Genomic DNA, 25,051 nt, shown 5'->3' with positions numbered 1-25,051 from the left:
AAATAATTACGGGAAAGGTAATTGTTTTCTTAATTGCGCCATCGATTTATGACAACTAATTAACAACAACTCTAACACTACATATCTGGAAAATTATTGTCTTAATCCAGATCAATAAAAGGCGATATATAGCAAACTTTACCGCTGGCTAAAAGCAACCCAACCGGTATAAATTGCGCTGCATCAATTCAGTCTTTTTCATCATTTTTCAGGAGTTTGTGCCAGGCGTTGTCATATCAATTCTGTCGCCTCCTCATCTTACTCCTGCTCGAAACAGGCTGAAGCGATCGGTTTTTCGGGGAATTTTCACCACTGTTACTCGCTCACTTCGGGCCGCAGTACGCATTGTGCTGTCGGTAACAAAACTGGAATCAATAATCAGTCGTTCCTGACCTTATTCTGCATCGCACTGCCCGCTGTTTGTGGTTGTTATTCGCAGGATGAGTTCATGCGAGGAGCAAGGAGTCATCATGTTAGATATTGTCGAGCTGTCGCGTTTACAGTTTGCCCTGACGGCGATGTACCATTTCCTGTTCGTGCCCTTAACGCTCGGTATGGCGTTTTTACTGGCGATCATGGAAACGGTCTATGTCCTGTCGGGAAAACAGATTTATAAAGATATGACCAAATTCTGGGGCAAGTTGTTTGGTATCAACTTTGCGCTGGGTGTGGCCACCGGCCTGACCATGGAATTTCAGTTCGGTACCAACTGGTCTTATTACTCCCACTACGTCGGCGATATCTTCGGTGCGCCGCTGGCCATCGAAGGCCTGATGGCGTTCTTCCTTGAATCCACCTTTGTCGGCCTGTTCTTCTTCGGCTGGGATCGCCTCGGTAAAGTGCAGCACCTGGCGGTGACCTGGCTGGTGGCACTCGGCTCGAACATGTCCGCGCTGTGGATCCTGGTGGCGAACGGCTGGATGCAGAACCCGATCGCCTCCGAATTCAATTTCGAAACCATGCGTATGGAGATGGTGAGCTTCTCCGAGCTGGTGCTAAACCCGGTGGCGCAGGTGAAATTTGTGCATACCGTGGCCGCGGGCTACACCACCGGTGCGATGTTCATTCTGGGCATCAGCGCCTGGTATCTGCTGAAAGGGCGCGACATCGCGTTTGCTAAACGTTCCTTTGCGATCGCTGCCAGCTTCGGTATGGCTGCCGTGCTGTCGGTCATCGTGCTGGGTGACGAATCCGGTTATGAAATGGGCGATGTGCAGAAAACCAAGCTGGCCGCCATCGAAGCCGAATGGGAAACCCAGCCGGCGCCGGCGGCCTTTACGCTGTTTGGCGTGCCGGATCAGGCGACGCAGGAGAACAAGTACGCCATCCAGATCCCGTATCTGCTCGGCCTGATCGCCACCCGTTCTGTCGATACACCGGTCACCGGCCTGAAAGATCTGCTGGCGCAGCATGAAGTGCGCATCCGTAACGGTATGAAAGCCTATGCGCTGCTGAACGAGCTGCGTGCCGGCAGTAAAGATCCGGCGGTACGCAGTGAGTTTGAGACGCATAAACAGGATCTCGGCTACGGTCTGCTGCTCAAGCGTTATACCCCGGATGTGGCGAACGCCACGGAAGCGCAAATCCAGCAGGCAACGCAGGATTCCATTCCGCGCGTGGCACCGCTCTATTTTGCCTTCCGCATCATGGTGCTGTGTGGCGTGCTGCTGCTGGGCATCATTGCGCTGTCGTTCTGGAGCGTGATTCGTAACCGCATCGGTAAGAATCGCTGGCTGCTGAAAGCGGCGCTGTACGGTATTCCACTGCCGTGGATTGCCGTCGAAGCTGGCTGGTTTGTCGCTGAATATGGCCGTCAGCCGTGGGCGATTGGTGAGGTGCTGCCAACCGCTGTGGCCAACTCGTCGCTGACCGTCGGCGATCTGCTGTTCTCGATGATCCTGATCTGCGGCCTGTATACCGTGTTCCTGGTGGCGGAAATGTATCTGATGTTCAAATTTGCCCGCCTTGGTCCAAGCAGCCTGAAAACCGGCCGCTATCACCATGAAACAGTGCAGGCTGTGACTCAACCGGCGCGCGGATAAGGAGAGCGACCATGTTTGACTATGAAGTGTTGCGTTTTGTCTGGTGGCTGCTGATTGGCATTCTGCTGATCGGTTTTGCCGTCACCGACGGCTTCGATATGGGCGTGGGAATGCTGACCCGCATCCTCGGTCGCACCGATACCGAGCGTCGCATCATGATTAACAGCATCGCGCCGCACTGGGACGGTAACCAGGTCTGGCTGATCACTGCCGGCGGGGCGCTGTTCGCCGCCTGGCCAATGGTTTATGCCGCCGCGTTCTCCGGTTTCTACGTGGCGATGATTCTGGTGCTGGCCTCGCTGTTCTTCCGTCCGGTCGGCTTTGATTACCGGTCGAAGATTGAAGATATGCGCTGGCGCGGTGCCTGGGACTGGGGCATCTTCATTGGCAGCTTTGTGCCGCCGCTGGTGATTGGCGTGGCGTTCGGTAACCTGCTGCAGGGTGTGCCGTTCCATGCTGATGAGTACCTGCGCCTGTTCTACACCGGTAATTTCTTCCAGCTGCTTAATCCGTTTGGCCTGCTGGCTGGCGTGATCAGCGTCGCGATGATTTTGGCCCAGGGCGCGACTTACCTGCAGATGCGCACCAGCGGCGAACTGCACCTGCGTTCCCGCACCGCGGCGCAAATCAGTGCGCTGGTGATGCTGGTGGGCTTTGTACTGGCCGGTGTGTGGGTGAAGTACGGCATTGATGGCTATGTGCTGAAAAGCGCAATCGATCATCACGCGGCGTCTAACCCGCTGGGTAAAGACGTGGTGCGTGAAGCCGGCGCCTGGCTGGTCAATTTTGAACAGATGCCGGTGCTGTGGCTGTTCCCGCTGCTCGGCGCGCTGCTGCCGCTGCTGACGATCCTGTGTTCGCGCATGGAGAAGGGCGCATGGGCGTTTATCTTCTCTTCGCTAACGCTGGCGTGCGTCATTATGACGGCGGGCATTGCGCTGTTCCCGTTCATCATGCCATCCAGTACCGTGCCAGGCACCAGCCTGACCATGTGGGACGCGACCTCCAGCCTGCTGACGCTGCAGATCATGACCGTGGCAGCCATCATCTTTGTGCCGATTATTCTGGCTTACACCAGCTGGTGTTACTACAAGATGTATGGCCGCATCACCAAAGAACACATTGAGCGCAATACGCACTCCCTGTACTGATTGAGGAGATTAAGCATGTGGTATTTTGCCTGGATTCTTGGCACCTTGCTGGCCTGTGCGTTTGGCGTGGTCACGGCACTGGCGATCGAGCATGTGGAAGAGGGCGGCGCGCAGGACGACAAGCTCTGATGCGCAGCCTGATACAGACACTGTATCGTCTGATGGATAAGGGCCCGCTGCGGGCCCTTTCACTGATTCTGGCGCTGTGGCTGGCCGGATGCGTCATCTGGCAGCCGGCGCGCTTTGCCGCACGCACCAGTGAGCTCGCCATCTGGCACGGATTATTGTTAATCTGGGCGGTGTGCAGCGGCGTGATTCACGGCACCGGTTTCCGGCCACAGCGTGCCCGCTGGCAGGCGCTGTTTGCCCCGCTGCCGGCGCTGATCGTGCTGGCGCTGGGAATTTACTGGTTCTACCATTAAGTTCTGTCTCAGCCCGTAAGGGCTGTTTTACCGCTGCTGACGTGAGTTTTTGTCAGCGGTTGGTCAGGAAATCTCCCGAAAATCCTTCCAGTTGTTAACGTCTGATAATTATTTTCTCCTGGCTCTGGCGGACCATTCCCAAGCCGATCTCACTTGCGTATAGTAGCAACGTTTAAAATGAGACCGGGATGTAGAGTGAGTACAACGCTGTTTCGCTGGCCGGTTCGGGTCTATTACGAAGACACTGACGCCGGTGGTGTGGTTTACCACGCCAGCTATCTTGCTTTTTATGAACGAGCACGTACCGAGATGTTGCGCCAGCACCATTTCAATCAACAGGCCCTGTTGGAAGAGCAGGTGGCTTTTGTGGTACGGCGCATGACGGTGGACTTTATTGCCGCGGCACGTCTCGACGACCTTCTGGAGATCCAGAGCGAAGTGACAGCAATGACGCGCGCAACCATGACGTTCTCGCAGCGTATCGTGAATGCTGAAGGCAAAGTGCTCAATGAAGCAGACGTCCTGATTGCCTGCATCAACCCACATCTAATGAAGCCGATTGCGCTTCCCAAGTCTATTGTCGCGGAGTTCAAGCAGTGACTGACATGAACGTTCTTGATTTGTTCCTGAAGGCAAGCCTTCTGGTCAAACTTATCATGTTGATTTTGATCGGCTTTTCTATTGCCTCCTGGGCAATCATCATTCAGCGCACCCGCATTCTTAACGCGGCGGGGCGTGAGGCCGAGGCGTTCGAGGACAAGTTCTGGTCCGGTATCGAGCTGTCGCGTCTCTATCAGGAGAGCCAGGCGCGCCGTGACGAGCTGAGCGGGTCTGAACAGATTTTCTATTCTGGCTTCAAAGAGTTTGCCCGCCTGCACCGCGCTAACAGCCATGCGCCGGAAGCGGTGGTCGAAGGGGCCGGTCGCGCCATGCGCATCTCGATGAACCGTGAACTGGAAGCGCTGGAAAATCATATCCCATTCCTTGGCACCGTCGGTTCCATCAGCCCGTATATCGGTCTGTTTGGTACGGTGTGGGGGATCATGCATGCCTTTATCGCACTGGGTGCGGTGAAACAGGCCACGCTGCAAATGGTTGCGCCCGGTATCGCCGAAGCGCTAATCGCCACCGCAATCGGTCTGTTCGCGGCCATTCCTGCCGTTATGGCGTATAACCGTCTGAACCAGCGCGTGAACAAGCTGGAGCAGGGCTACGACAACTTTATGGAAGAGTTCACGGCCATCCTGCATCGTCAGGCTTTCTCTACCGACAACAGCAAGTAAGTCGAGGTTAACGATGGCCAGAACCCGTGGTCGCGGGCGTCGCGACCTTAAGTCGGAAATCAACATTGTTCCGCTGCTGGACGTGCTGCTGGTGTTGCTGCTCATCTTTATGGCAACCGCGCCGATTATTACGCAGAGCGTGGAAGTGGACCTGCCGGACGCAACCGATTCGAAAACCGTTTCCAGCGACGATAATCCGCCGGTGATCGTGGAAGTGGCCGGGGTAGGGCAGTACAGCCTGGTGGTGGATCACGATCGTATGACGCAGCTGCCGCCGGAGCAGGTGGTGAGCGAAGCGCAGCGCCGTATTGAAGCCAATCCGAAGACGGTCTTCCTGATTGGTGGGGCGAAAGATGTGCCTTACGACGAAATCATCAAGGCGCTGAACCTGTTGCATCAGGCTGGCGTGAAATCCGTCGGTTTGATGACGCAGCCGATTTAACGCGAACCGTTTTTGGGAACCGAGAGTGTCGAAGGCAACCGAGCAGAACGAGAAGTTAAAACGCGCGATAATCATTTCGGTGATTCTGCACATCGTGCTGATCGCCCTGCTGATTTGGAGCTCGTTTAACGAACATATCGAAGCCAGCGGCGGCGGTGGTGGCAGTGATATCGACGCGGTGATGGTCGATCCTGGCGCGGTGGTTGAGCAGTATAACCGTCAGCAGAATCAGCAGAGTGACAGTCAGCGCGCCGAGCAGCAGCGCCAGAAGCAGGCACAGCAGCAGGCGGAAGAGTTGCAGCAGAAGCAGGCCGCTGAACAGCAGCGGCTGAAAGAGCTGGAAAAAGAGCGTCTGCAGGCGCAGCAGGAAGCCAAAGAGCAGGCGAAGCAGCAGGCAGAGCAGCAGAAGGCGGCCGAAGCAGCAGCGAAGCAGGCGCAGGAGCAGCAGAAAGCCGCAGAAGCGGCCGCGGCGAAAGCCAAAGCTGATGCCAAAGCGCAGGCCGATGCTCAGGCGAAGGCCGCAGCGGACGCGAAAGCCAAAGCGGAAGAGCAGGCGAAGCAGGCCGCAGCCGACGCGAAGAAGAAAGCGGAAGAGCAGGCCAAAGCCGCCGCTGCCGAAGCGGCGAAAGAGAAAGCCGCGCAGCAGGCGAAAGCCGCAGCTGAAGCCAAAGCCAAAGCGGAGGCAGAAGCCAAAGCTCAGGCCGCGGCAGATGCGAAAGCCAAAGCTGCACAGGAAGCCAAAGAGAAAGCTGCGGAAGCCGCGAAAGAGAAAGCGGCCGCCGAAGCCAAAGCGAAAGCTGAGGCAGCAGCCAAAGCCAAAGCGGATGCGGCGGCGAAAGCTAAAGCGGCCGCCGATGCGAAGAAGAAAGCGGCTGCCGAAGCGGCGAAGAACGAGAGCGATGTGGATGATCTGTTAGGCGGTCTCTCTTCCGGTAAGAATGCGCCGAAAAGCGGCGCCGCTTCCGGTGGTGGCGCGGCGGCAGGTCAGGGCAATCAGAAGAAGGCCGGTGCCTCAGGTGCTGAGGTGAATGCGTATCTGGGTCAGATCACCAGTGCGATTCAGAGCCGTTTCTATGATGCCGATCTGTATCGCGGTAAAAGCTGCGATCTGCGGATTAAACTGGCACCGGATGGTTTGCTGATTGACGTGAAAGCTGAAGGCGGCGATCCGGCCCTGTGTCAGGCGGCGATTACCGCAGCGAAGCAGGCACGCATTCCGAAGCCGCCTTCGCAGGCCGTATATGAAGTGTTTAAGAACGCACCGATGCGTTTCAAACCAGAATAATGCAGTAACGTACGGCAGGTTGAACTAAGGTTAGCTTGCCGTACTCTATGAGTACTCGTGTTTTTTCAGGAACTGTGCGAATTATCATGAACTCAGGTTCAGATAAGGGAGATAAGATGAAGCAGGCACTTCGTGTAACCTTAGGTTTTTTTGTACTGCTGTGGGCAGCGATGCTGCACGCGGAAGTACGCATTGAAATTACGCAGGGCGTGAATACCGCGCGCCCAATTGGTGTGGTGCCGTTCCAGTGGGCCGGTCCGGGCGCTGCACCCGAAGATATTGGTGGCATCGTCGCAGCAGACTTACGTAACAGCGGTAAATTCAACCCGCTGGATCGCTCTCGTCTGCCACAGCAGCCGACCAGCGCACAGGAAGTTCAGCCTGCCGCGTGGAGCGCACTGGGTATTGATGCCGTGGTCGTCGGGCAGGTTACGCCGAACGCCGATGGCAGCTACCAGGTGGCTTATCAGCTGGTGGATACCGGTGGCGCACCGGGTACCGTGCTGGCGCAGAACTCCTACAAAGTCACCAAACAGTGGCTGCGCTATGCCGCGCATACCGCCAGCGATGAAGTGTTTGAGAAGCTGACCGGTATCAAAGGCGCGTTCCGTACCCGTATCGCCTATGTGGTGCAGACCAACGGCGGTCAGTTCCCGTACGAGCTGCGCGTGTCTGACTACGATGGTTACAACCAGTTTGTGGTACACCGTTCGCCACAGCCGCTGATGTCACCGGCCTGGTCGCCGGACGGTAGCAAAGTGGCTTACGTGACCTTTGAAAGCGGTAAATCGGCGCTGGTGGTGCAGACGCTGGCCAACGGCGCTATCCGTCAGGTAGCTTCTTATCCGCGTCACAACGGTGCGCCGGCCTTCTCGCCGGACGGCTCTAAGCTGGCCTTCGCCCTGTCGAAAACCGGTAGCCTGAACCTGTACGTGATGGATCTGGCCTCCGGTCAGACGCGTCAGGTGACCGATGGCCGCTACAACAGCACCGAACCTACCTGGTTCCCGGACAGCCAGACGCTGGCTTACACTTCGGATCAGGCCGGTGCGCCACAGATTTACAAAGTTAACGTTAACGGCGGAACGCCACAGCGCATTACCTGGGAAGGGGCTCAGAACCAGGATGCGGATGTGTCATCTGACGGTAAAACGATGGTGATGATCAGCAGCGCCGGTGGCGCGCAGCACGTCGCCAAACAGGATCTGGAAACGGGAGCCGTTCAGACAATAACGGACACGTTCCTGGATGAGACGCCAAGTCTGGCTCCTAACGGCACGATGGTAATCTATAGCTCTACTCAGGGGATGGGTTCCGTGTTGCAGTTGGTTTCAACCGATGGGCGTTTCAAAGCGCGTCTTCCGGCAACTGATGGACAGGTCAAATTCCCTGCCTGGTCGCCGTATCTGTGATGCATCGCTCCCTCGCATGGCGGGGGAGTAAAATGTATGGCAAACAAAATAATAGGATAAAGAAATGCAACTGAACAAAGTGCTGAAGGGTTTGATGCTGGCTCTGCCGGTTATCGCGGTAGCTGCATGTAGCTCTCACAAAAACAACAACAACGATCAGACCGGTATGGGTGCTGACGGTGCATACGGCGCTGGCGCTGGCCAGAACGGCAACATGTCTTCTGACGAGCAGGCGCGTCTGCAGATGCAGCAGCTGCAGCAGAACAACATCGTTTACTTCGGTCTGGACAAGTATGACGTGCAGTCTGAATACGCTCAGATGCTGGATCAGCACGCTGCTTTCCTGCGCAGCAACCCATCTTACAAAGTGACCATCGAAGGTCACGCGGATGAGCGCGGCACCCCAGAGTACAACATCGCCCTGGGCGAGCGTCGTGCTAACGCCGTTAAAATGTACCTGCAGGGTAAAGGCGTGTCTGCTGACCAGATGTCTATCGTATCTTACGGTAAAGAGAAACCTGCTGTACTGGGCCACGACGAAGCGGCTTACGCTAAAAACCGTCGTGCCGTACTGGTTTACTAAGAGAATCACATGATTAGTAACTTCAGACTTCATCTGTTGAGTCTGTCGTTACTGGTTGGCGTAGCGGCCCCCTGGGCCGCTAATGCCCAGGCGTCAATCAGTAGCGTTGGCTCAGGCTCGGTCGAAGACCGTGTCACCACTCTTGAACGTATCTCCAATGCCCAGGCTCAGCTTCTGCAGCAGTTGCAGCAGCAGATGAGTGATAACCAAAGCGATATCGATTCGCTGCGCGGGCAGATCCAGCAGAACAGTTATCAGCTTAATCAGGTGATTGAGCGGCAGAAGCAGCTTTATCAGCAGATCGACAGTCTGAGCAGCAGTAATGGTGCGCAGGCCAGCGGTGGTGCCGATGCAGCAGCCGGTGCCGCAGCGGGAAACGCTGATGCGGGGAGCAGCAATACGGCTGCCGCTGCACCCGCACAAACCGGCGATGCCAACACCGATTACAATGCTGCCGTCGCGCTGATTCTTGAGAAGAAACAGTACGACCAGGCGATTACTGCGCTGCAGGCGTGGGTGAAGAAGTATCCGGACTCCACCTATCAGCCGAATGCCAATTACTGGCTGGGTCAGTTGTTTTACAACAAAGGCAAAAAGGATGATGCGGCCTACTATTTTGCCACTGTAGTTAAAAACTACCCGAAATCGCCAAAAGCGGCGGAAGCGCTGTTTAAGGTTGGGGTGATCATGCAGGAGAAGAACGATACAGCGAAAGCGAAAGCGGTCTACCAGCAGGTGATCAAACAGTTCCCTAACTCTGAGTCTGCTAAGCAGGCACAAAAACGGCTCGCTGCAATGTAATTGCTGCAGTTAAGACCGGATTTCGTCTGATTTCTGGTCTTGCCGCATGAAAGGTAAGCAGTTGAGACATTTAGCGGAAAATAAGGGTTGCGCCCTCCCGTTAAATCAGTAATATATGCCGCCGTTGCCGGGACATATCTTAACAAGTATCGGCAGCACTGAAGATGGGTCGTTAGCTCAGTTGGTAGAGCAGTTGACTTTTAATCAATTGGTCGCAGGTTCGAATCCTGCACGACCCACCATCTCAACTATTCAGTTTTGATGTCACTTCAGTTTGCTTCACAACCTTGATGGGTCGTTAGCTCAGTTGGTAGAGCAGTTGACTTTTAATCAATTGGTCGCAGGTTCGAATCCTGCACGACCCACCATCAAGTCGAAAGTTGTAAGCCACTTCCCGAGCGGGTCGTTAGCTCAGTTGGTAGAGCAGTTGACTTTTAATCAATTGGTCGCAGGTTCGAATCCTGCACGACCCACCAGTTATGTAGAAAGGCGCCCTAAAGGCGCCTTTTTGCTTTTTTACGTTTTTTACAGTGTTAGATGGGTTGCTTTGAGATTTTGCACCGACCAGATAAGGCGGGGCGGATCGCAAAGGAATCTCACATCCCTGTGGATCGGCCTCGCCATCCATGGCTCGGACGCTTCGCTCCTCCGCACCCGCCTTTTCTGGCTGTCAGGCATTTCAGCTGCTGTAGTTTTGCAGCGCTTTCAGCAAGGCGCAGAGAGTTAACATGAAGCCGAAGGGTACGGAGCGGTGGAGTAAAGCTTCCGGCGCATGGATGCGCCGGCAGAGCCTACAGGGATGTATTCACGGCGACTTTACGCAACCGCCCCGTACCCTTTGGCTGAAAGGCACTATTACAGTTATTCTGGCAACGACATCATGCCAAATCTCACTACCGCTTTTCCGGCGTCAGGCTCTTCCAGATATGCAGCACCGCGTAACTGCGCCACGGACGCCACACCTGCGACATCTGCTCTGCGACCTTTGCGCTCACGCCGCCGAGATTATTGCGGATCGCAATGTCCTCTTTCGGGAAGGCATCCGGCCAGCGCAGGGCGCGCATGGCGATATAACTCGCTGTCCATGGCCCGACACCCTTAAGCGCCAGCAACTGCTGCTGCACCACGTCCGGATTTACCGCGCCATTGAAGCGCAGCGCTCCTGAGGCGCAGGCCTCGGCCAGTGCCTTGATCGCCTGCGCGCGGGCGCTCACAATGCCGAGGCTGGCAATATCATCCAGGGGGGCAGTGGCCAGTGATTCGGCCTCTGGCGGTAAGCGGGAGAGCGCAGGCCACGGTGTGGTGAGGGGGGCGCCAAAACGCTCCGCCACGCGACTGCTCAGCGTCGTCGCGGCTTTCACCGTCACCTGCTGGCCGAGGATGGCGCGGACCGCCAGCTCGAAGCCGTCAAACGCACCAGGAACGCGCAAACCCGGATAGCGTGCCAGACTCGCAGCTAATAGCGGATCCTGGCTGAGCTGCTCGCTGATGCGCTTTGGCTGGGCATCCAGATCAAACAGATCGCGCAAGCGGCGCAGCAGGGCAGGCAGCACCGGCGTCAGCGTGGTGGTAAATTGGACCTTCAGCGCCTGCTTCTCCGGCAAATGGCTAATGCGCACCCAGCCACGACACTGACCGAGCGCCACAGTACGATGATAAACGCCCTCGCTGACCCACTCGACTTGCTTCATCACGCGCTGTTGCAGGAAATCGAGGATGGCGTCCCAGTCATAAGGAGGCCGGTAGCTGAGGCGCAGTTCGGCGCTCTCCTGCTCACCATTCAGGGCTTCCGTCTGAATCTGCTTACGCAGACGCGATGGCGTCATGCGATAGCGCGCCTGGAACACGTCGTTAAAACGGCGCAGACTGCGAAAACCGCTGGCATAGGCAATTTCGGTCACCGGCAATGCGGTTTCAGTCAGTAGCTGCTTCGCCAGCAGCATGCGCCGGGTTTGCCGCAATTCAAGCGGCGACACGCCCAGCTCCTGCTGAATCACCCGTCTTAGCTGGCGTTCACTCAGGTCAAACTCGCTGGCGATCTCAGCCAGTGTCTCCTGTTCTTCCAGTAAGCCTTCTTCGATACGGCGAATCAGCCGGTCGGCGATGCGATGATGGCTATCGACCGGTGCCGAACCAGGTGCCAGCTCGGGACGGCAGCGCAGGCAGGGGCGAAAGTGCGCCTTTTCAGCTGCTTCGGCACTGGTGAAAAACAGGCAGTTCTTCTGCATCGGCGCTTTCACCGGACAGATCGGACGGCAGTAAATACCGGTGGAGGTCACGCCGACAAAAAACACCCCGTCGAAACGGCTGTCGCGCGCCGTCAGCGCCTGATAGGCAATTTCAGGATCAAACATCATCGTCTCCGGCAAATAAACACCATCGTCGCGCAGGTGCGGATGGAAAACTGGCTGCTTTCGGACAGCTAACCAGTTTATGCTCATGGCCGAAAACAGCCAGTTTCGCCGCGCAAAAGTGCGATAATCAACCGCATAGCCCACGCCGGAGGTGCAACATGTATCACGCTAAAATCATTACCACGCCCGTCGGAGAACTGACTCTCGTTGCCACGGATCGCGGTCTGTCAGCCATTTTATGGGAAAACGAAGGGGCGCAGCGCGTGCCGCTGAAACCGATCGCGCGTAACGACCAGCATCCGATTCTCTGTGAGGCTGAGCGCCAGCTGCGCCAGTACTTTGCTGGCGAGCGCCAGCAGTTTGACATGCCGTACGACACCGTTGGCACTGCGTTTCAGAAAAAGGTCTGGCAGGCGCTGCTCACCATTCCGTTTGGTGAAACCCGCAGCTATCTGCAAATCGCGGAGCAGATCGGCAACCCGAAAGCGGTACGTGCCGTCGGGGCTGCCAACGGTAAAAATCCGTTGTCGATCATGGCACCCTGTCATCGGGTTATCGGCAGCAACGGTAAGCTCACCGGCTTCGCTGGCGGCCTGGCGGTAAAAGCGTTTCTGCTTGAGCTGGAAAGCCCACAACAGGCGCAGGCCGGCGCGCAGCTGGTACTTCCCGCATAAAAATCACACGACAGGCTCGGTGTAATCCGCTATTGTGTTTAGCATATAAAACACGATGGCGGATTTAATGCCGCATCATCGTCCTGATGGGCGATTTTGTTAAATCGATAAAACGAGAGCCGTGTCATGAGTGCAATGTTTGATGCTGAAAGCGCCATTTATCCCTTCCCGCCGAAACCGGCGCGCCTCAGCCCGCAGGAAAAAGCCGGTTACATCGAAGAAATTAAACGTCTGCTCAAAGCACGCGATGCGGTGATGGTGGCGCACTACTACACCGATCCGGAAATTCAGGCGCTGGCCGAAGAGACCGGCGGCTGCGTGGCGGATTCCCTTGAGATGGCGCGCTTTGGCAGCCAGCATCCGGCGCAAACGCTGCTGGTGGCCGGCGTGCGTTTCATGGGCGAAACCGCCAAAATCCTTAGCCCGGAAAAAACCGTGCTGATGCCCACGCTGCAGGCGGAGTGCTCGCTTGACCTCGGTTGCCCGATTGACGAATTTAACCGCTTCTGCGATGCGCATCCGGATCGGACTGTAGTGGTGTATGCCAACACGTCGGCAGCGGTAAAAGCACGCGCCGATTGGGTAGTGACGTCCAGCATTGCGGTTGAGCTGATTGAATATCTCGACAGTCGCGGTGAGAAAATTATCTGGGCACCGGACCGCCATCTGGGCCGTTACGTCACGCAGCAAACCGGCGCTGATGTGCTGTGCTGGCAGGGCGCCTGCATCGTGCATGATGAGTTCAAAACCCAGGCGCTGCAGCGCATGAAAGCGCTCTATCCTGACGCGGCGGTGCTGGTGCACCCGGAGTCACCGCAGGCGATTGTCGAACTGGCCGATGCGGTCGGTTCCACCAGCCAGTTGATTCAGGCCGCCAAAACGCTGCCGCATCCGCAGATGATTGTGGCGACCGACCGCGGTATTTTTTACAAAATGCAGCAGGCGGTACCGGATAAAGAGTTACTGGAAGCCCCTACCGCAGGCGAAGGGGCGACCTGCCGCAGCTGCGCGCACTGCCCGTGGATGGCGATGAATGGCCTGCAGGCTATCGCTGAAGGGCTGGCACACGGCGGCGCTCAGCATGAAATTCACGTCGATGCGGCACTGCGCAAGGCAGCGTTGCTGCCGCTCAACCGCATGCTAGACTTTGCAGCACAACTCAAACTTACGCTGAAAGGGAACGCCTGAGGCGGTTTTCATACAGGTGCAGATGATGGACTTCTTTAGCACACACAATATTCTGGTTCATATTCCGATTGGCGTCGGCGGCTACGATCTGTCATGGATTGAGGCGATCGGTACGCTGGCCGGCCTGCTGTGTATCTGGCTCGCCAGCCAGGAAAAAATTATCAACTACCTGTTTGGTCTGATTAACGTCACGCTGTTTGCGGTGATTTTCTTTCAGATTCAGCTGTATGCCAGCCTGCTGCTGCAGCTGTTCTTCTTTGTTGCCAATGTGTACGGCTGGTACGCGTGGAGCCGGCAGACCAGCAGCCATGAAGCGGCGCTGAAAATCCGCTGGCTGCCGCTGCCGAAAGCCATCGGCTGGGGCGCCGCCTGCGTGATCGCCATTGCGCTGATGACGCGCTATATCGACCCGGTATTCGCTTTCCTCACGCGCACCGCGGTGGGCCTGATGCAGTCGCTCGGTCTTAACGTGGTAATGCCGCAGCTGCAGCCGGATGCCTTCCCGTTCTGGGATTCCTGCATGATGGTGCTGTCAATTGTGGCGATGATCCTGATGACGCGCAAATACGTCGAGAACTGGCTGCTGTGGGTGGTGATCAACGTTATCAGCGTGATGATCTTTGCGCGTCAGGGCGTGTATGCCATGGCGCTGGAGTACGCCATCCTGACGCTGATCGCGCTGAACGGCACGCGCCTGTGGATGCAGAGCGCACGGGAACAGGGTTCGCGCGCGCTGTCCCATTAGTGGTGGTGATGCGCGTGGCCTTCCAGCGCTGCGTGCTCGTGCTGCGTGCCGCTCTCTTCGCATAACTCGCAGTCCGGGCCGACGCAGGGCTGATACTCCATCTGCACCGTAGCATGGGCAATCTGATAATGCTGGTGCAGATACTGATGAATGCGTCGCAGCAGGCCGTCGTGATCGTACGGCGGAATCACCTGTACGTGCAGCGTCAGTACCGGCTTTTCGCCCACCTGCCACACATGCACATGATGCACATTGCGCACTTCATCAATCTGACGCGTCAGCGCCCGCGCCAGCTTATCCACGTCGATATGCGTCGGTGCGCCTTCCAGCAGCTCGTGCAGGCTCTCGCGCAGCAGCGCCCAGCCGCTGCGCACCACCAGCAACGCCACCAGCAGCGACAGAATCGGATCGATCGGCGTCCAGCCGGTCAGCATGATGATCACCGCCGCCACGATTGCACCCACCGAACCCAGCAGGTCGCCCAGCACGTGCAGCGCGGCGGCACGCACGTTGAGATTCTTCTCTTCGCTGCCGCGATGCAACAGCCAGAATGACAGCAGATTCGCCAGCAGGCCGGCAATGGCGATGCCGAGCATCAGGCCGCCTTCAATCGGCTCGGGCTGGTAAAAACGGCGCAGTGCTTCCCAGACGATCAGAACGGTAATCACCAGCAGCGCGATCGCGTTCACAAACGCTGCCAGCGTGGTGAGGCGCAGTAAGCCAAAGGTGTGACGCGCGTTCGGTTTACGCCGGGCGAACTGCACGGCCAGCAGCGCCATCAGCAGCGCGGCGGCGTCGGTGAGCATATGTCCGGCATCGGCCAGCAGCGCCAGCGAGCCGGACACCAGCCCGCCGATGACCTCGGCAACCATAAACAGCGCGGTGATGCCAAACGCGGCGGCGAGACGCGTGCGGTTGCCGCCGTGCTCACTGTGAGAATGAGTGTGTGCCATAACGTTCCAGTTGGTTAAGTAGCCTGTTCGTTAATGATATCAGTAAATTGAGATTATCACGGTCAGGCTGATGCTGTTTTGCCGCGTCAGCCAGCTGCTGGCAGCGGGCGGCCACGTCGTCTATGCCGAGCATCAGCCAGCTGCCTTTCAGGCGGTGCGCCGCGCGCGCCAGCTGGGGCCAGTCTGCGGCCGCGCTGGCCTGTAGCAGCGCATCACGATCCTGCTGCAGCGTACGCTGCAGGGTGTGGCAAATACGCGGGATGAAAGCCGGATTGTGCTGCGCCAGAATCTGCAGGCTGTCCGGCAGCACCTGCAACGGATCGCGCACCGCCTGCGCCAGCAGCGGTGCAATATCCCGCAGAGTCACCGGCTTGACCAGCTGCGCTTCGTCCGCCTGCAGCGGCAGTTTCAGCAGCTGTACGTCGGCGGAGCACAGTATGCGCAGCGCAGGCTGTTCGCGCTGGCGCTGACGACGGCGCAGGATGCGCAGCAGCGTCAGGCCGTCGGGGCGTGGCATCATCTGGTCGATAAACAGCACATCAAACGGCTGCTGCGCATCGGCCCGCAGCAGTTCGCGGCCATCCTCAAACACCGCCGCAGTAATGCCAAAGCTCGCCAGCTGCTGCTGCATCACCAGCAGATTGGTCGGGTGATCGTCGACAATCGCTACGCGCAGCTGTGGATAGTGCGGCCAGTGCGTGGCGTCATCCGCCGCTGTCGCCGCACAGGGTTCCAGCGGCAGGCGCACGCTCACCGTGGTGCCCTGCTGCGGCGCGGACTCCAGCGACAGCGTGCCGCCCATGCGCTGTACAATTTCGCGACAGATAAACAGCCCGAGGCCGCTGCCCTGCACCGCATGGCGCTTGCCCGACGGCGCCTGATACCACGGTTCAAACAGCTGCGCCTGCTCGCTGAGCGGAATGCCGCTGCCGCTGTCGCTCACCGTCAGCGCGATATCCCCGGTGACCGCCAGCGTCAGGCGGATTTCGCCGTGGCGGGTAAATTTCAGCGCATTGGCCACCAGATTGTTCACCACCTGCTGCAGGCGATCGCTGTCGAGCATCACGCTGGCCGGCAGCGGGGTCAGCGCCGCCACGTGCAGCTGTGGCCCGCCATCACGCATCAGCGGGTGGTAAAACTGCTGTTGCTGCTGTAGCCATAGCGTGAGATCGAGCGGGCGCGGCGTCAGGCGGAAGCTGTGATTCTCGATGCGCGCATGATCCTGCAGGTCGTTCAGCAGCGTCATCAGCGACCGTGCGCTGCTGTGCATCAGATCGAGCCGCGCGCTCGGATGCTGCTGCTGTTCCAGCTCCAGCAGACCCAGAATCGCCTGCATCGGCGTGCGCAGCTCGTGGCTGGCGGTGGCGAGAAACTGGCTTTTAGCGGCATTGGCGCGCTCCGCCTGCTCGCGCTGTAACCGCTCACGCCGCTGCTGCAGATAACGGCGCAGCAGCAATACCAGCAACAACAGGATGATCACGGCGGCCGCAATCAAAATCAGCAGCGGCACATTGCGCATCGTCATGGTGGTGCCGGGCTGCGGCGGCTGCGACCAGCTGACGCGCATCTGGTTCAGCGTATCCGCCGGAATCTGCTGCAGCGCATGGTCGAGCAGGGCGCTCAGCTGCGGCTGCTGTGCGCTCACCTGCGGCGCCAGCGGCCAGGCGATATCGCTGGCCACAAACGCGAGATGCACGCGGTTGCCCTCATGGCTGGCCATGCGCCAGCGCGCCGACAGCACGTTATCCACCACTGCATCAATCTGGCCAGTGTTGAGGGCCTGCCACAGCTGGGCGCGATCGTCGAACAGCTGGGGCGCGATCTCAGCCGGAAGCAGACGCTGCGCCAGATCGCCACGCAGCACGCCGACGCGCTGAGCGTGCAGCGCGGACCAGTCCATCGGCTGCCTGTCGGACAGCGTGTAAATGCCCCAGATGGCGCGCCACACCGGCAGCGCGGTGCGGTTAGCATCGTCCCCGTACAGCGGCTGTAACAGGTTGAGCATCACCTGCTGCTGCTGCAACAGACTGGCGGCCTGCTGCGGATTATTGACCCAGCGCGGCGTGAAACGCAGACCGGTGCTCTGGCTCAGCGCGTTAAGCAGGTCAATCCCGAAGCCGCGCGCGTTGCCGCTGGCATCGCGATAGCTCCACGGCGAGTTATCGCTCTCGGCGGCATAAGGGATGGCATCCTGCTGCGCCAGCCACTGTTTCTCTTCGCCCGTCAGCATCAGGGTCTGTGTATCCTGATAGCGCAGCAGCGGCGGACTCCAGCGCTGCTGCACGCGGTTGCTGAACTCCGCTGGCAGCAAACGCAGCTGGCGGTTGAGCCAGGCAATCAGCGCCGGATCGCGCGTCAGTGCGCGCAGCGACAGCTCGCCGGCACCGGGATCGGCAGTGATTTGATAAATCTGTCCCTGCTGCAGCTGGCTGAGCAGGAAACCGGCGCTGGCTTCATCGGCCACCAGATAGTCACTCTGCTGGTTCAGCAGCGCATACAGCGCCTGTAAATTGCCGGGCAGCGTCTGCCAGCGGTGGCGATGTGCAAAGGTTTGCGGCAGCTGCGCCAGCGTGTCGGCGGCGATGGTCAGCTGAGCGTTATCACTGTTGAACATCACCGCGCGCTGATTGTCACGATTGCGGTAGATGCGCATCGGACTGGTGAACCAGCTCTCGCTGGTCAGTACGTCGGTGGGCAGATCGCGCTGGCGGGTGCTCAGCACCATATCCACGTCGCCACGCTGCAGCGCCGCCAGCTGGGCGGCAAAGTCAGGGTAACCGTGCAGGCTGAATGTGCTGCCGCTCAGCTGGCTGAGGGCGCTGAGATAGTCGGCATCAATGCCCCAGATGCGATCGCCGATGCGCATCGCCCAGGGCGCGCTGTTTTGCGCCGGCACCGCCACGCGCAGCACCGATCCCGGCCACGGCTCGGCGTGCGGTGCGGGCATCATGGCGGGCAGCATTACGCTGCTGGCGGGCTGCAATCCGGCGCGCGCCAGCAGACTGAAAAACAGCGCGAACAGCAGCAGCCAGCGTTTCACTGCTGCGCTTTCCACAGTTCTGCCAGCTCGACCACCGACTGCACGCCGGTCTTCTCGAGGATGTTTTTCTTGTGGGTACTGACGGTTTTGTTGCTGATGTGCAGCTGTTCGCCAATCTGAATATTCGACAGCCCGCGCACCAGCAGCGCCACAATCTGCTGCTCTTTCTCGGTGAGCGGTAGCGCAATGCGCTCCGGCAGCGGCGGAAACGCCTGCTGGCCGCCCAGCACCGCCAGAATCGCGCTCAGCAACTGCGCCATGCTTTGACTCTTCACCACATAGCCGGCCGCCCCGAGCGAGGCGGCGCTGAGCAGCGTGTGGCGGCTCTGCTGGGCCGAGTAGATCAGCACCGGACACTGCGGATGGCGCGCGCGCAGACGGCGCAACAGCTCCAGACCATCGCTATCCGGCAGGCCGATATCCAGCACAATCAGGTCAATATGATGCTGTTGCAGCAGCTGGCGCGCCTGGGCTTCGTCACCGGCGGCGTAAAGCTGTAATGGAATAGGGGCGTTGAGGCAGGCCGCTTCCAGCGCGACTTCAACTAAAGGGTGATCATCGATAAGCAGCAGCGCGGCCATGAAACAGTTCCTGTGAATTTCATAGCGTTAGCATAGCGGAAATAGGGCAGGGGAAAAACAACAGGGCGAGCCGAAGCTCGCCCTGCATCACGCTCCGCGAGGATTACTGCGTGGTGCCGTCAGTTTTGTGTTTAACGTGACCACCGCCTTCCTTGGTTTCAACTTTCTTGTTCATATCCGGGCAGCGACCATCTTTACACATGGTATTTTTGTGTTCCTGGCTGGTCGACATATTGCCGGAGCTGGTACCGGAAGTCGCGGCACCGTTGGTGTTCATGCTGCCATTATTAATGTTGCTATTGTCGACATTATTTGGCGGCAGATTCTCTTTCGCGCCGCCTGCGGCTGCGCCGGCTTCTGCTGACGCATTCGCCTGGCCGTTGTTGTTATCCGCAGCCAGTGCTGCGCCGCTGCCCAAAGTCATCGCTGCCGTCAGAAAAATCAATGCAAACTTATTCATCATTATGCTCCTGTAATAAATGGATAGTTGCCGCGTGACACCCGCTGGTGCTGTTTGACGAAAAAAGCGTGCCGCGACGGAATTTAATTCCGTCATGAGTGTTCGGCATGAATATAAATAGCGAAAGCACCTCATTCCTCAGTGCTTACGTTTAAAAAGCTTAGTTCATAAACGAATAAATGCAAATCTGAGCGAGCCATTGGCGCACAGGACATAATTTACACCTGGTGCCTGAAGGGATACATTGGACGGGTTGCGCCCGGCGTACGCAGGGCCAGAAATTTGAATGGAATAAGTATGGATTACCAGAACGACGATTTACGCATCAGAGAGATCAAAGAGTTACTGCCCCCTGTTGCGCTGCTGGAAAAATTCCCCGCCACCGATAACGCTGCTCAAACCGTTGCCCAGGCCCGCCAGGCCATTCACCGCATTCTGCACGGTGAAGATGACCGCCTGCTGGTTGTGATTGGGCCATGCTCCATCCACGATACGCAGGCAGCCAAAGAGTATGCCGCTCGCCTGCTGACGTTGCGCGAGGAGCTGAAGGGTGAGCTGGAAGTGGTGATGCGCGTGTACTTTGAAAAACCGCGTACCACGGTGGGCTGGAAAGGGCTGATCAACGATCCTTACATGGACGGTAGCTTCCAGATTAACGACGGCCTGCGCCTGGCGCGTAAGCTGCTGGTGGATATCAACGACACCGGACTGCCGGCTGCCGGTGAGTTCCTCGACATGATCACGCCGCAATACATGGCGGATTTGATGAGCTGGGGCGCGATTGGTGCGCGTACTACCGAATCGCAGGTGCACCGCGAGCTCTCCTCCGGGCTCTCCTGTCCGGTCGGCTTCAAAAATGGCACTGACGGCACCATTAAAGTGGCGATCGATGCCATCGGTGCTGCCAGCGCGCCGCACTGCTTCCTGTCGGTCACCAAATATGGTCATTCGGCGATTGTCGAAACCAGCGGTAATGAAGATTGCCACATCATTCTGCGCGGCGGCAAAGAGCCGAACTACAGTGCGGAACACGTTGCGGCGGTGAAAACCGGGCTGGAAAAAGCGGGCCTGCGCCCACAGGTGATGATCGACTTCAGCCACGCCAACAGCAGCAAGCAGTTCCAGCGTCAGATGGTGGTGGCCGCAGACGTGGCACAGCAGATCGCCGGCGGTGAGCAGGCGATTACCGGCGTGATGATTGAGAGCCACCTGGTAGAAGGCAACCAGAGCCTCGACAGCGGTAAACCGCTGGTGTACGGCCAGAGCGTCACCGACGCCTGTATTGGCTGGGACGACACGGAAAAAGCGCTGCGTCAGCTGGCGCAGGCGATCAAAACCCGTCGCGGCTAACGGCAGCGCACGGCATAAAAAAAGGCCAGACTCGCGTCTGGCCTTTTGCGTTTCAGCGTGAACTTACTTCGCTTTACCCTGGTTAGCAACGGCGGCGGCTTTCGCTGCGATCTCGTCGGCATCACCCAGATAGTAATGTTTGATTGGCTTGAAGTTCTCGTCGAACTCATACACCAGCGGTACGCCGGTTGGGATGTTCAGTTCGAGGATCTCATCTTCGCTCATGTTATCGAGGTATTTCACCAGCGCGCGCAGTGAGTTACCGTGCGCGGCAACGATCACTTTCTCACCGCTCTTGATGCGCGGCAGAATGCTCTCGTTCCAGAATGGGATCACGCGATCGATGGTCAGTGCCAGGCTTTCGGTGGTTGGCAGCTGCGCGTCGGTCAGGGATTTGTAGCGCGGGTCGTGGCCCGGGAAACGCTCGTCGTTACGATCCAGCTCTGGCGGCGTAACGGCAAAGCCGCGGCGCCACTGTTTCACCTGATCGTCGCCATATTTAGCGGCGGTTTCCGCTTTGTCCAGACCCTGCAGCGCACCGTAGTGGCGCTCGTTCAGACGCCAGGTTTTCTCGACCGGCAGCCAGGCCTGATCCAGCTCATCCAGCACGTTCCACAGAGTGTGGATGGCACGCTTCAGCACTGAGGTGTAGGCAAAATCAAACACGAAACCTTCTTTTTTCAGCAGCTGACCGGCTGCTTTGGCTTCGGTGCGACCCTTGTCGGACAGATCCACGTCGTACCATCCGGTGAAGCGGTTTTCCTGATTCCACTGGCTTTCGCCGTGGCGCACCAGAACCAGCTTAGTTACGGCCATAGCTTTACTCCTTAATGCTTAATGTTTCGATGATGATAGAAACCGGCTGCGGCCGCTGATTTCAGCGGCACACTGATAGCGCCATACCATAGCGGAAAACAGCGCACGGCGTAAGCCTGTCGGCACCGCAGTGCGCGTTTTTCAACCGGCGCTTAGTGCGGGGTGAAGCGATAACGCGTCACGGAGTGCCATGTGTCGCCGGGCTGCAGCCAGCAATCAGGCTGCGGCCACTCGCTATGGTTGGGCGAATCCGGTAAAAACTCACTCTCCAGAGCGATGCCCTGGAAAGCAGTATAGCTGCCCTGTTCACGGGCGCGCGTTCCCTCCAGATAGTTGCCGGAGTAGAACTGCAGCGCCGGCGCGGCGGTGAACACGCTCACGCTAAGTTTGTCGTCCGCTGACCACAGCTGCGCAGCAGGCTGGCTGCTGTCACCGGCGGTGGTGAGCAGAAACGCGTGATCGTAACCTTTCACCGCGCGCTGATCGTCGTCGGCCAGGAACTCATCCGCCACGCGTTTCGGCTGGCGGAAATCAAAGCTGGTGCCGTCCACCGCTTTCAGCGGCGCATTGGGAATGCCTGCGCTGTCCACCGGCAGATAACGATCGGCCTGCAGTTGTAAGCGATGCTGGCGCGCGTCGCCATGATGCGCATCAAGGTTGAAGTAAGCATGGTTGGTCAGGTTGACCGGACAGGCCTGATCGGTCTGCGCTTCATAGCGAATCGACAGGCAGTTATCGTCATCGAGCTGATAAATCACATCGGCAATCAGATTGCCGGGATAGCCCTGGTCGCCGTCCGGCGAATCAATACGATAGTGCACTTCGCTGTCGCTCTGGCTGAGGATCTGCCAGCGGCGCTTGTCGAAACCCTGCGGCCCGCCATGCAGCTGGTGCGGACCCTGATTGGCCGCCAGCAGCCGGTTAAGCGGCTTCAGCTCAGCGAAGGCGATGCGGTTCGCGTAACGCCCGATGGTGGCACCGAGATAAGCATCCTGATGCAGATAGTCGGACGGCGTGGCGCAGCCGAGCAGCGCTTCGCGCACGCTGCCGTCCTGCATCGGCACGCGCGCCGACAGCCAGGTGGCGCCCCAGTCCATAAAGGTGGCGACCATGCCGTTGCGGTTGCGCAGCACGGTGATGCGCCACGGCTGGCCGTCCGGCGCATGAGAGTTGACGTCGCTTACCATTGGCCGGCTCCTGCTGAGGCTTTACACACGTAAAAGGTCTCTTTGATGCCGGTCTGCGCTTCGTACTGCTGCGCCACCGCCGCTTTCACCTGATCGACCAGATCGGTTGGCATCAGGGCGACAATACAGCCACCGAAGCCGCCGCCGGTCATACGCACGCCGCCGCGCGGGCCGATCTCCGCTTTGACGATCTCCACCAGCTGGTCGATGGGCGGTACGGTGATCTCAAAATCGTCGCGCATTGAGGCGTGCGAGGCGGCCATCAGCTCACCCATGCGTTGCAGATCGCCGCTGCTCAGCGCGTCCGCCGCTTCCAGCGTCCGGGCATTTTCGGTGATCACGTGACGCACGCGTTTGGCCACCAGCGGATCGAGCTGCTGTTCTGCCGCCGCAAACTCCTCCAGCGTCACGTCGCGCAGCGCCTTTTTGTTAAAGAAGCGCGCACCGGTTTCGCACTGCTCGCGGCGGGTATTGTATTCGCTGCCCACCAGATTACGGCGGAAGTTCGAGTTGATGATCACCACCGCGACATCCTCCGGCATGGATACGGCGCGCGTGCCCAGCGTGCGGCAGTCCAGCAGCATGGCGTGATCCTGCTGGCCGAGTGCGGATATCAGCTGATCCATGATGCCGCAGTTGCAGCCAACAAACTGGTTCTCCGCTTCCTGCCCGTTAACGGCAATCGCTGCGCCGTCGAGCTTCAGCTGATAGAGCTGCTGGAACACGGTGCCCACCGCCACTTCCAGCGAGGCGGACGAGCTGAGACCGGCACCCTGTGGCACGTTGCCGCTGATTACCATATCCACGCCGCAAAAGCTGGCGTCGCGCTGCTGCAGATGTTTCACCACGCCGCGCACGTAATTGGCCCACATCGGTTCGCTGAGCGGCTCAATCGGCGCATCCAGCGAGAAGCTATCCTGCTGATTGTCGTAATCCACCGCCACCACGCGCACCTGGCGATCGTCGCGGCGGGCGCAGGCAATCACGGTCTGATAGTCAATGGCGCAGGGCAGCACGAAGCCGTCGTTGTAATCGGTATGCTCGCCGATCAGGTTCACCCGACCCGGTGCCTGAATGCTGTGGCTCGGCGCGTAGCCGAAGGTGTCAGCGAAAACCTGTTGAGTGATCGATTTTAAAGACATTTATTGTTCCTCGCGGAAATGGATAGCGCTGACAGAGCGCAGACGTTCTGCTGCCTGTTCCGCCGTTAAATCACGTTGGGTCTCGGCCAGCATCTCGTAGCCAACCATAAATTTTCGTACCGTGGCGGAGCGCAGCAGCGGGGGATAGAAGTGCGCGTGCAGCTGCCAGTGATCGTTGGCTTCGCCGTTGAACGGTGCGCCGTGCCAGCCCATCGAATAGGGGAACGAGCACTGGAACAGATTGTCGTAACGGCTGGTGAGCTGCTTGAGCGCCAGCGCCAGATCGGTGCGCTGCGCCTCGTTAAGATCGGTAATGCGTTTCACGTGCGTTTTAGGCAGCAGCAGGGTTTCAAACGGCCAGGCCGCCCACCACGGCACTACCGCCAGCCAGTGATCGGTTTCGACCACGGTACGGCTGCCGTCCTGCAGTTCACGCGTTACGTAATCCACCAGCAGCGGCGTACCTTTATCAGCAAAGTAGCGGCGCTGGTTGTCATCCTCTTTTTGCGCTTCATTCGGCAGAAAACTGTTGGCCCAAACCTGACCGTGCGGATGCGGATTCGAGCAGCCCATGGCTGCGCCTTTGTTTTCGAACACCTGCACCCACGGATAGTGCTGACCGAGTTCAGCGGTCTGCTCCTGCCAGGTGCGCACGATATCCTGCAAGTTGTGCAGCGGCAGTTCGGGCAGGGTTTTGCTGTGATCCGGCGAGAAGCAGATCACCCGACTGGTACCGCGCGCGCCTTCACAGCGCATCAGCACATCATCGCTCTGCGGCGCGTCCGGCGTATCGGTCATCAGCGCGGCAAAGTCATTGGTGAACACGTAAGTGCTTTTGTAATCGGGATTTTTGTCGCCGGTGATCCGGGTATTACCGGCGCACAGGAAGCAGTCCGGATCGTGTGCGGGCAGTTGCTCCAGCGCCGGCGTCTCCTGCGCACCCTGCCACGGACGTTTGGCGCGATGCGGTGACACCAGCACCCATTGATCGATCAACGGGTTATAGCGGCGATGCGGATGATCGACCGGGTTAAATTTTTGCATAACAAGTCCTGGTAATCGGCAAACAGAAGAAAATCACTGCCTTCAACGTAGCATAACGGTGGCGCTGAAAGCGTGATCCAGTCTGGATAAATGGTA

General features: G+C 58.4%; 24 protein-coding genes and 3 tRNA genes. 18 read left to right on the top strand and 9 right to left on the bottom strand.

Translation table 11 applies throughout. From position 1 onward, the window contains the following. Positions 1–470 precede the first annotated feature (470 nt). The 14 genes from cydA to F3I21_RS05055 all read left to right on the top strand — a co-directional run bounded on the left by cydA (position 471) and on the right by F3I21_RS05055 (position 9,897). Positions 471–2,042, top strand: a complete 1,572-nt coding sequence (gene cydA / locus F3I21_RS05120; RefSeq protein ID WP_058757874.1) for a cytochrome ubiquinol oxidase subunit I — start codon at positions 471–473, stop codon at positions 2,040–2,042. Between the two features lie 11 nt (positions 2,043–2,053). After that, entirely contained in the window at positions 2,054–3,193 is a 1,140-nt protein-coding gene (cydB, locus tag F3I21_RS05115; protein WP_021508533.1) for a cytochrome d ubiquinol oxidase subunit II, read from the top strand. 15 nt (positions 3,194–3,208) lie between these two features. After that, the gene (gene cydX, locus F3I21_RS05110; protein ID WP_010615998.1) at positions 3,209–3,322 is read left to right on the top strand and encodes a cytochrome bd-I oxidase subunit CydX; all 114 of its coding nucleotides are present in this window, start codon (positions 3,209–3,211) and stop codon (positions 3,320–3,322) included. Beyond that, complete coding sequence (ybgE, locus tag F3I21_RS05105) at positions 3,322–3,615, top strand: cyd operon protein YbgE (protein WP_058775290.1); 294 nt, start codon at positions 3,322–3,324, stop codon at positions 3,613–3,615. The genes cydX and ybgE overlap by 1 nt, the downstream gene beginning before the upstream one ends. A gap of 177 nt (positions 3,616–3,792) precedes the next feature. After that, entirely contained in the window at positions 3,793–4,215 is a 423-nt protein-coding gene (gene ybgC / locus F3I21_RS05100; RefSeq protein WP_168714917.1) for a tol-pal system-associated acyl-CoA thioesterase, read from the top strand. After that, complete coding sequence (gene tolQ, locus F3I21_RS05095) at positions 4,212–4,898, top strand: Tol-Pal system protein TolQ (RefSeq protein ID WP_010616001.1); 687 nt, start codon at positions 4,212–4,214, stop codon at positions 4,896–4,898. Before ybgC ends, tolQ begins: the two co-directional genes overlap by 4 nt. 13 nt (positions 4,899–4,911) lie before the next feature. Then, a complete protein-coding gene (gene tolR / locus F3I21_RS05090) occupies positions 4,912–5,340 on the top strand; it encodes a colicin uptake protein TolR (RefSeq protein WP_021508530.1) in 429 nt (142 codons plus the stop codon). 25 nt (positions 5,341–5,365) lie between these two features. After that, entirely contained in the window at positions 5,366–6,625 is a 1,260-nt protein-coding gene (tolA, locus tag F3I21_RS05085) for a cell envelope integrity protein TolA (RefSeq protein ID WP_021508529.1), read from the top strand. Between the two features lie 116 nt (positions 6,626–6,741). Continuing rightward, positions 6,742–8,037 carry a Tol-Pal system beta propeller repeat protein TolB gene (gene tolB, locus F3I21_RS05080; RefSeq protein ID WP_021508528.1) on the top strand — a complete coding sequence of 432 codons (1,296 nt, stop codon included), beginning with the start codon at positions 6,742–6,744 and terminating at the stop codon, positions 8,035–8,037. Between the two features lie 64 nt (positions 8,038–8,101). Next, entirely contained in the window at positions 8,102–8,620 is a 519-nt protein-coding gene (pal, locus tag F3I21_RS05075) for a peptidoglycan-associated lipoprotein Pal (RefSeq protein WP_021508527.1), read from the top strand. Positions 8,621–8,629: 9 nt separating this feature from the next. Further along, positions 8,630–9,421 (top strand): cell division protein CpoB, encoded by a 792-nt coding sequence (gene cpoB / locus F3I21_RS05070; RefSeq protein ID WP_058757869.1) that lies wholly within the window; start codon positions 8,630–8,632, stop codon positions 9,419–9,421. Between the two features lie 166 nt (positions 9,422–9,587). After that, a tRNA-Lys gene (locus F3I21_RS05065) sits at positions 9,588–9,663 on the top strand. A 50-nt stretch (positions 9,664–9,713) separates the two neighbouring features. Beyond that, a tRNA-Lys gene (locus F3I21_RS05060) sits at positions 9,714–9,789 on the top strand. Between the two features lie 32 nt (positions 9,790–9,821). Next, positions 9,822–9,897 (top strand) — tRNA-Lys (locus tag F3I21_RS05055). Between the two features lie 417 nt (positions 9,898–10,314). Here the strand turns inward: F3I21_RS05055 and F3I21_RS05050 are convergent. Next, complete coding sequence (locus F3I21_RS05050) at positions 10,315–11,775, bottom strand: AlkA N-terminal domain-containing protein (protein ID WP_150058570.1); 1,461 nt, start codon at positions 11,773–11,775, stop codon at positions 10,315–10,317. A gap of 158 nt (positions 11,776–11,933) precedes the next feature. Between F3I21_RS05050 and F3I21_RS05045 the strand changes: the two genes are divergently transcribed. The 3 genes from F3I21_RS05045 (at position 11,934) to pnuC (ending at position 14,382) form a co-directional block, all read left to right on the top strand. After that, on the top strand, positions 11,934–12,449 hold the full coding sequence (locus F3I21_RS05045) for a methylated-DNA--[protein]-cysteine S-methyltransferase (protein WP_150058436.1): 516 nt from the start codon (positions 11,934–11,936) through the stop codon (positions 12,447–12,449). Positions 12,450–12,575: 126 nt separating this feature from the next. Beyond that, on the top strand, positions 12,576–13,637 hold the full coding sequence (gene nadA / locus F3I21_RS05040) for a quinolinate synthase NadA (RefSeq protein ID WP_150058435.1): 1,062 nt from the start codon (positions 12,576–12,578) through the stop codon (positions 13,635–13,637). Positions 13,638–13,662: 25 nt separating this feature from the next. Next, on the top strand, positions 13,663–14,382 hold the full coding sequence (gene pnuC, locus F3I21_RS05035) for a nicotinamide riboside transporter PnuC (RefSeq protein ID WP_021508522.1): 720 nt from the start codon (positions 13,663–13,665) through the stop codon (positions 14,380–14,382). On the opposite strand, the gene zitB is transcribed toward pnuC, so the two are convergent. The 4 genes from zitB to F3I21_RS05015 all read right to left on the bottom strand — a co-directional run bounded on the left by zitB (position 14,379) and on the right by F3I21_RS05015 (position 19,419). Continuing rightward, positions 14,379–15,335: a CDF family zinc transporter ZitB gene (gene zitB / locus F3I21_RS05030; protein WP_150058434.1), complete on the bottom strand. Its 957-nt coding sequence runs from the start codon at positions 15,333–15,335 to the stop codon at positions 14,379–14,381. The two genes, pnuC and zitB, sit on opposite strands and share 4 nt — an antisense overlap. Further along, positions 15,310–18,390, bottom strand: coding sequence for an ATP-binding protein (locus tag F3I21_RS05025; RefSeq protein ID WP_150058433.1), 3,081 nt, complete (start codon positions 18,388–18,390; stop codon positions 15,310–15,312). Before F3I21_RS05025 ends, zitB begins: the two co-directional genes overlap by 26 nt. Further along, entirely contained in the window at positions 18,372–18,956 is a 585-nt protein-coding gene (locus F3I21_RS05020; RefSeq protein WP_021508519.1) for a response regulator transcription factor, read from the bottom strand. The genes F3I21_RS05025 and F3I21_RS05020 overlap by 19 nt, the downstream gene beginning before the upstream one ends. 103 nt (positions 18,957–19,059) lie before the next feature. Beyond that, a complete protein-coding gene (locus tag F3I21_RS05015) occupies positions 19,060–19,419 on the bottom strand; it encodes a YbgS-like family protein (RefSeq protein WP_370515615.1) in 360 nt (119 codons plus the stop codon). Positions 19,420–19,713: 294 nt separating this feature from the next. Here F3I21_RS05015 and aroG point away from each other — a divergent pair, with 294 nt between their 5' ends. Then, positions 19,714–20,766 carry a 3-deoxy-7-phosphoheptulonate synthase AroG gene (aroG, locus tag F3I21_RS05010; RefSeq protein WP_021508517.1) on the top strand — a complete coding sequence of 351 codons (1,053 nt, stop codon included), beginning with the start codon at positions 19,714–19,716 and terminating at the stop codon, positions 20,764–20,766. Between the two features lie 63 nt (positions 20,767–20,829). On the opposite strand, the gene gpmA is transcribed toward aroG, so the two are convergent. The 4 genes from gpmA to galT all read right to left on the bottom strand — a co-directional run bounded on the left by gpmA (position 20,830) and on the right by galT (position 24,955). Continuing rightward, positions 20,830–21,582, bottom strand: a complete 753-nt coding sequence (gene gpmA, locus F3I21_RS05005) for a 2,3-diphosphoglycerate-dependent phosphoglycerate mutase (protein WP_010616013.1) — start codon at positions 21,580–21,582, stop codon at positions 20,830–20,832. A gap of 152 nt (positions 21,583–21,734) precedes the next feature. Beyond that, on the bottom strand, positions 21,735–22,769 hold the full coding sequence (gene galM, locus F3I21_RS05000) for a galactose-1-epimerase (RefSeq protein WP_132465508.1): 1,035 nt from the start codon (positions 22,767–22,769) through the stop codon (positions 21,735–21,737). Next, a complete protein-coding gene (gene galK, locus F3I21_RS04995) occupies positions 22,763–23,911 on the bottom strand; it encodes a galactokinase (protein WP_150058432.1) in 1,149 nt (382 codons plus the stop codon). The genes galM and galK overlap by 7 nt, the downstream gene beginning before the upstream one ends. Next, positions 23,912–24,955: a galactose-1-phosphate uridylyltransferase gene (galT, locus tag F3I21_RS04990; RefSeq protein ID WP_059010746.1), complete on the bottom strand. Its 1,044-nt coding sequence runs from the start codon at positions 24,953–24,955 to the stop codon at positions 23,912–23,914. Positions 24,956–25,051 lie beyond the last annotated feature (96 nt).

Origin of the sequence: Pantoea sp. B_9, from assembly GCF_008632015.1 — a bacterium.
Classification (GTDB): Bacteria; Pseudomonadota; Gammaproteobacteria; order Enterobacterales; family Enterobacteriaceae; genus Pantoea; species Pantoea dispersa.
This window is presented reverse-complemented; position numbering and strand designations above follow the sequence as displayed.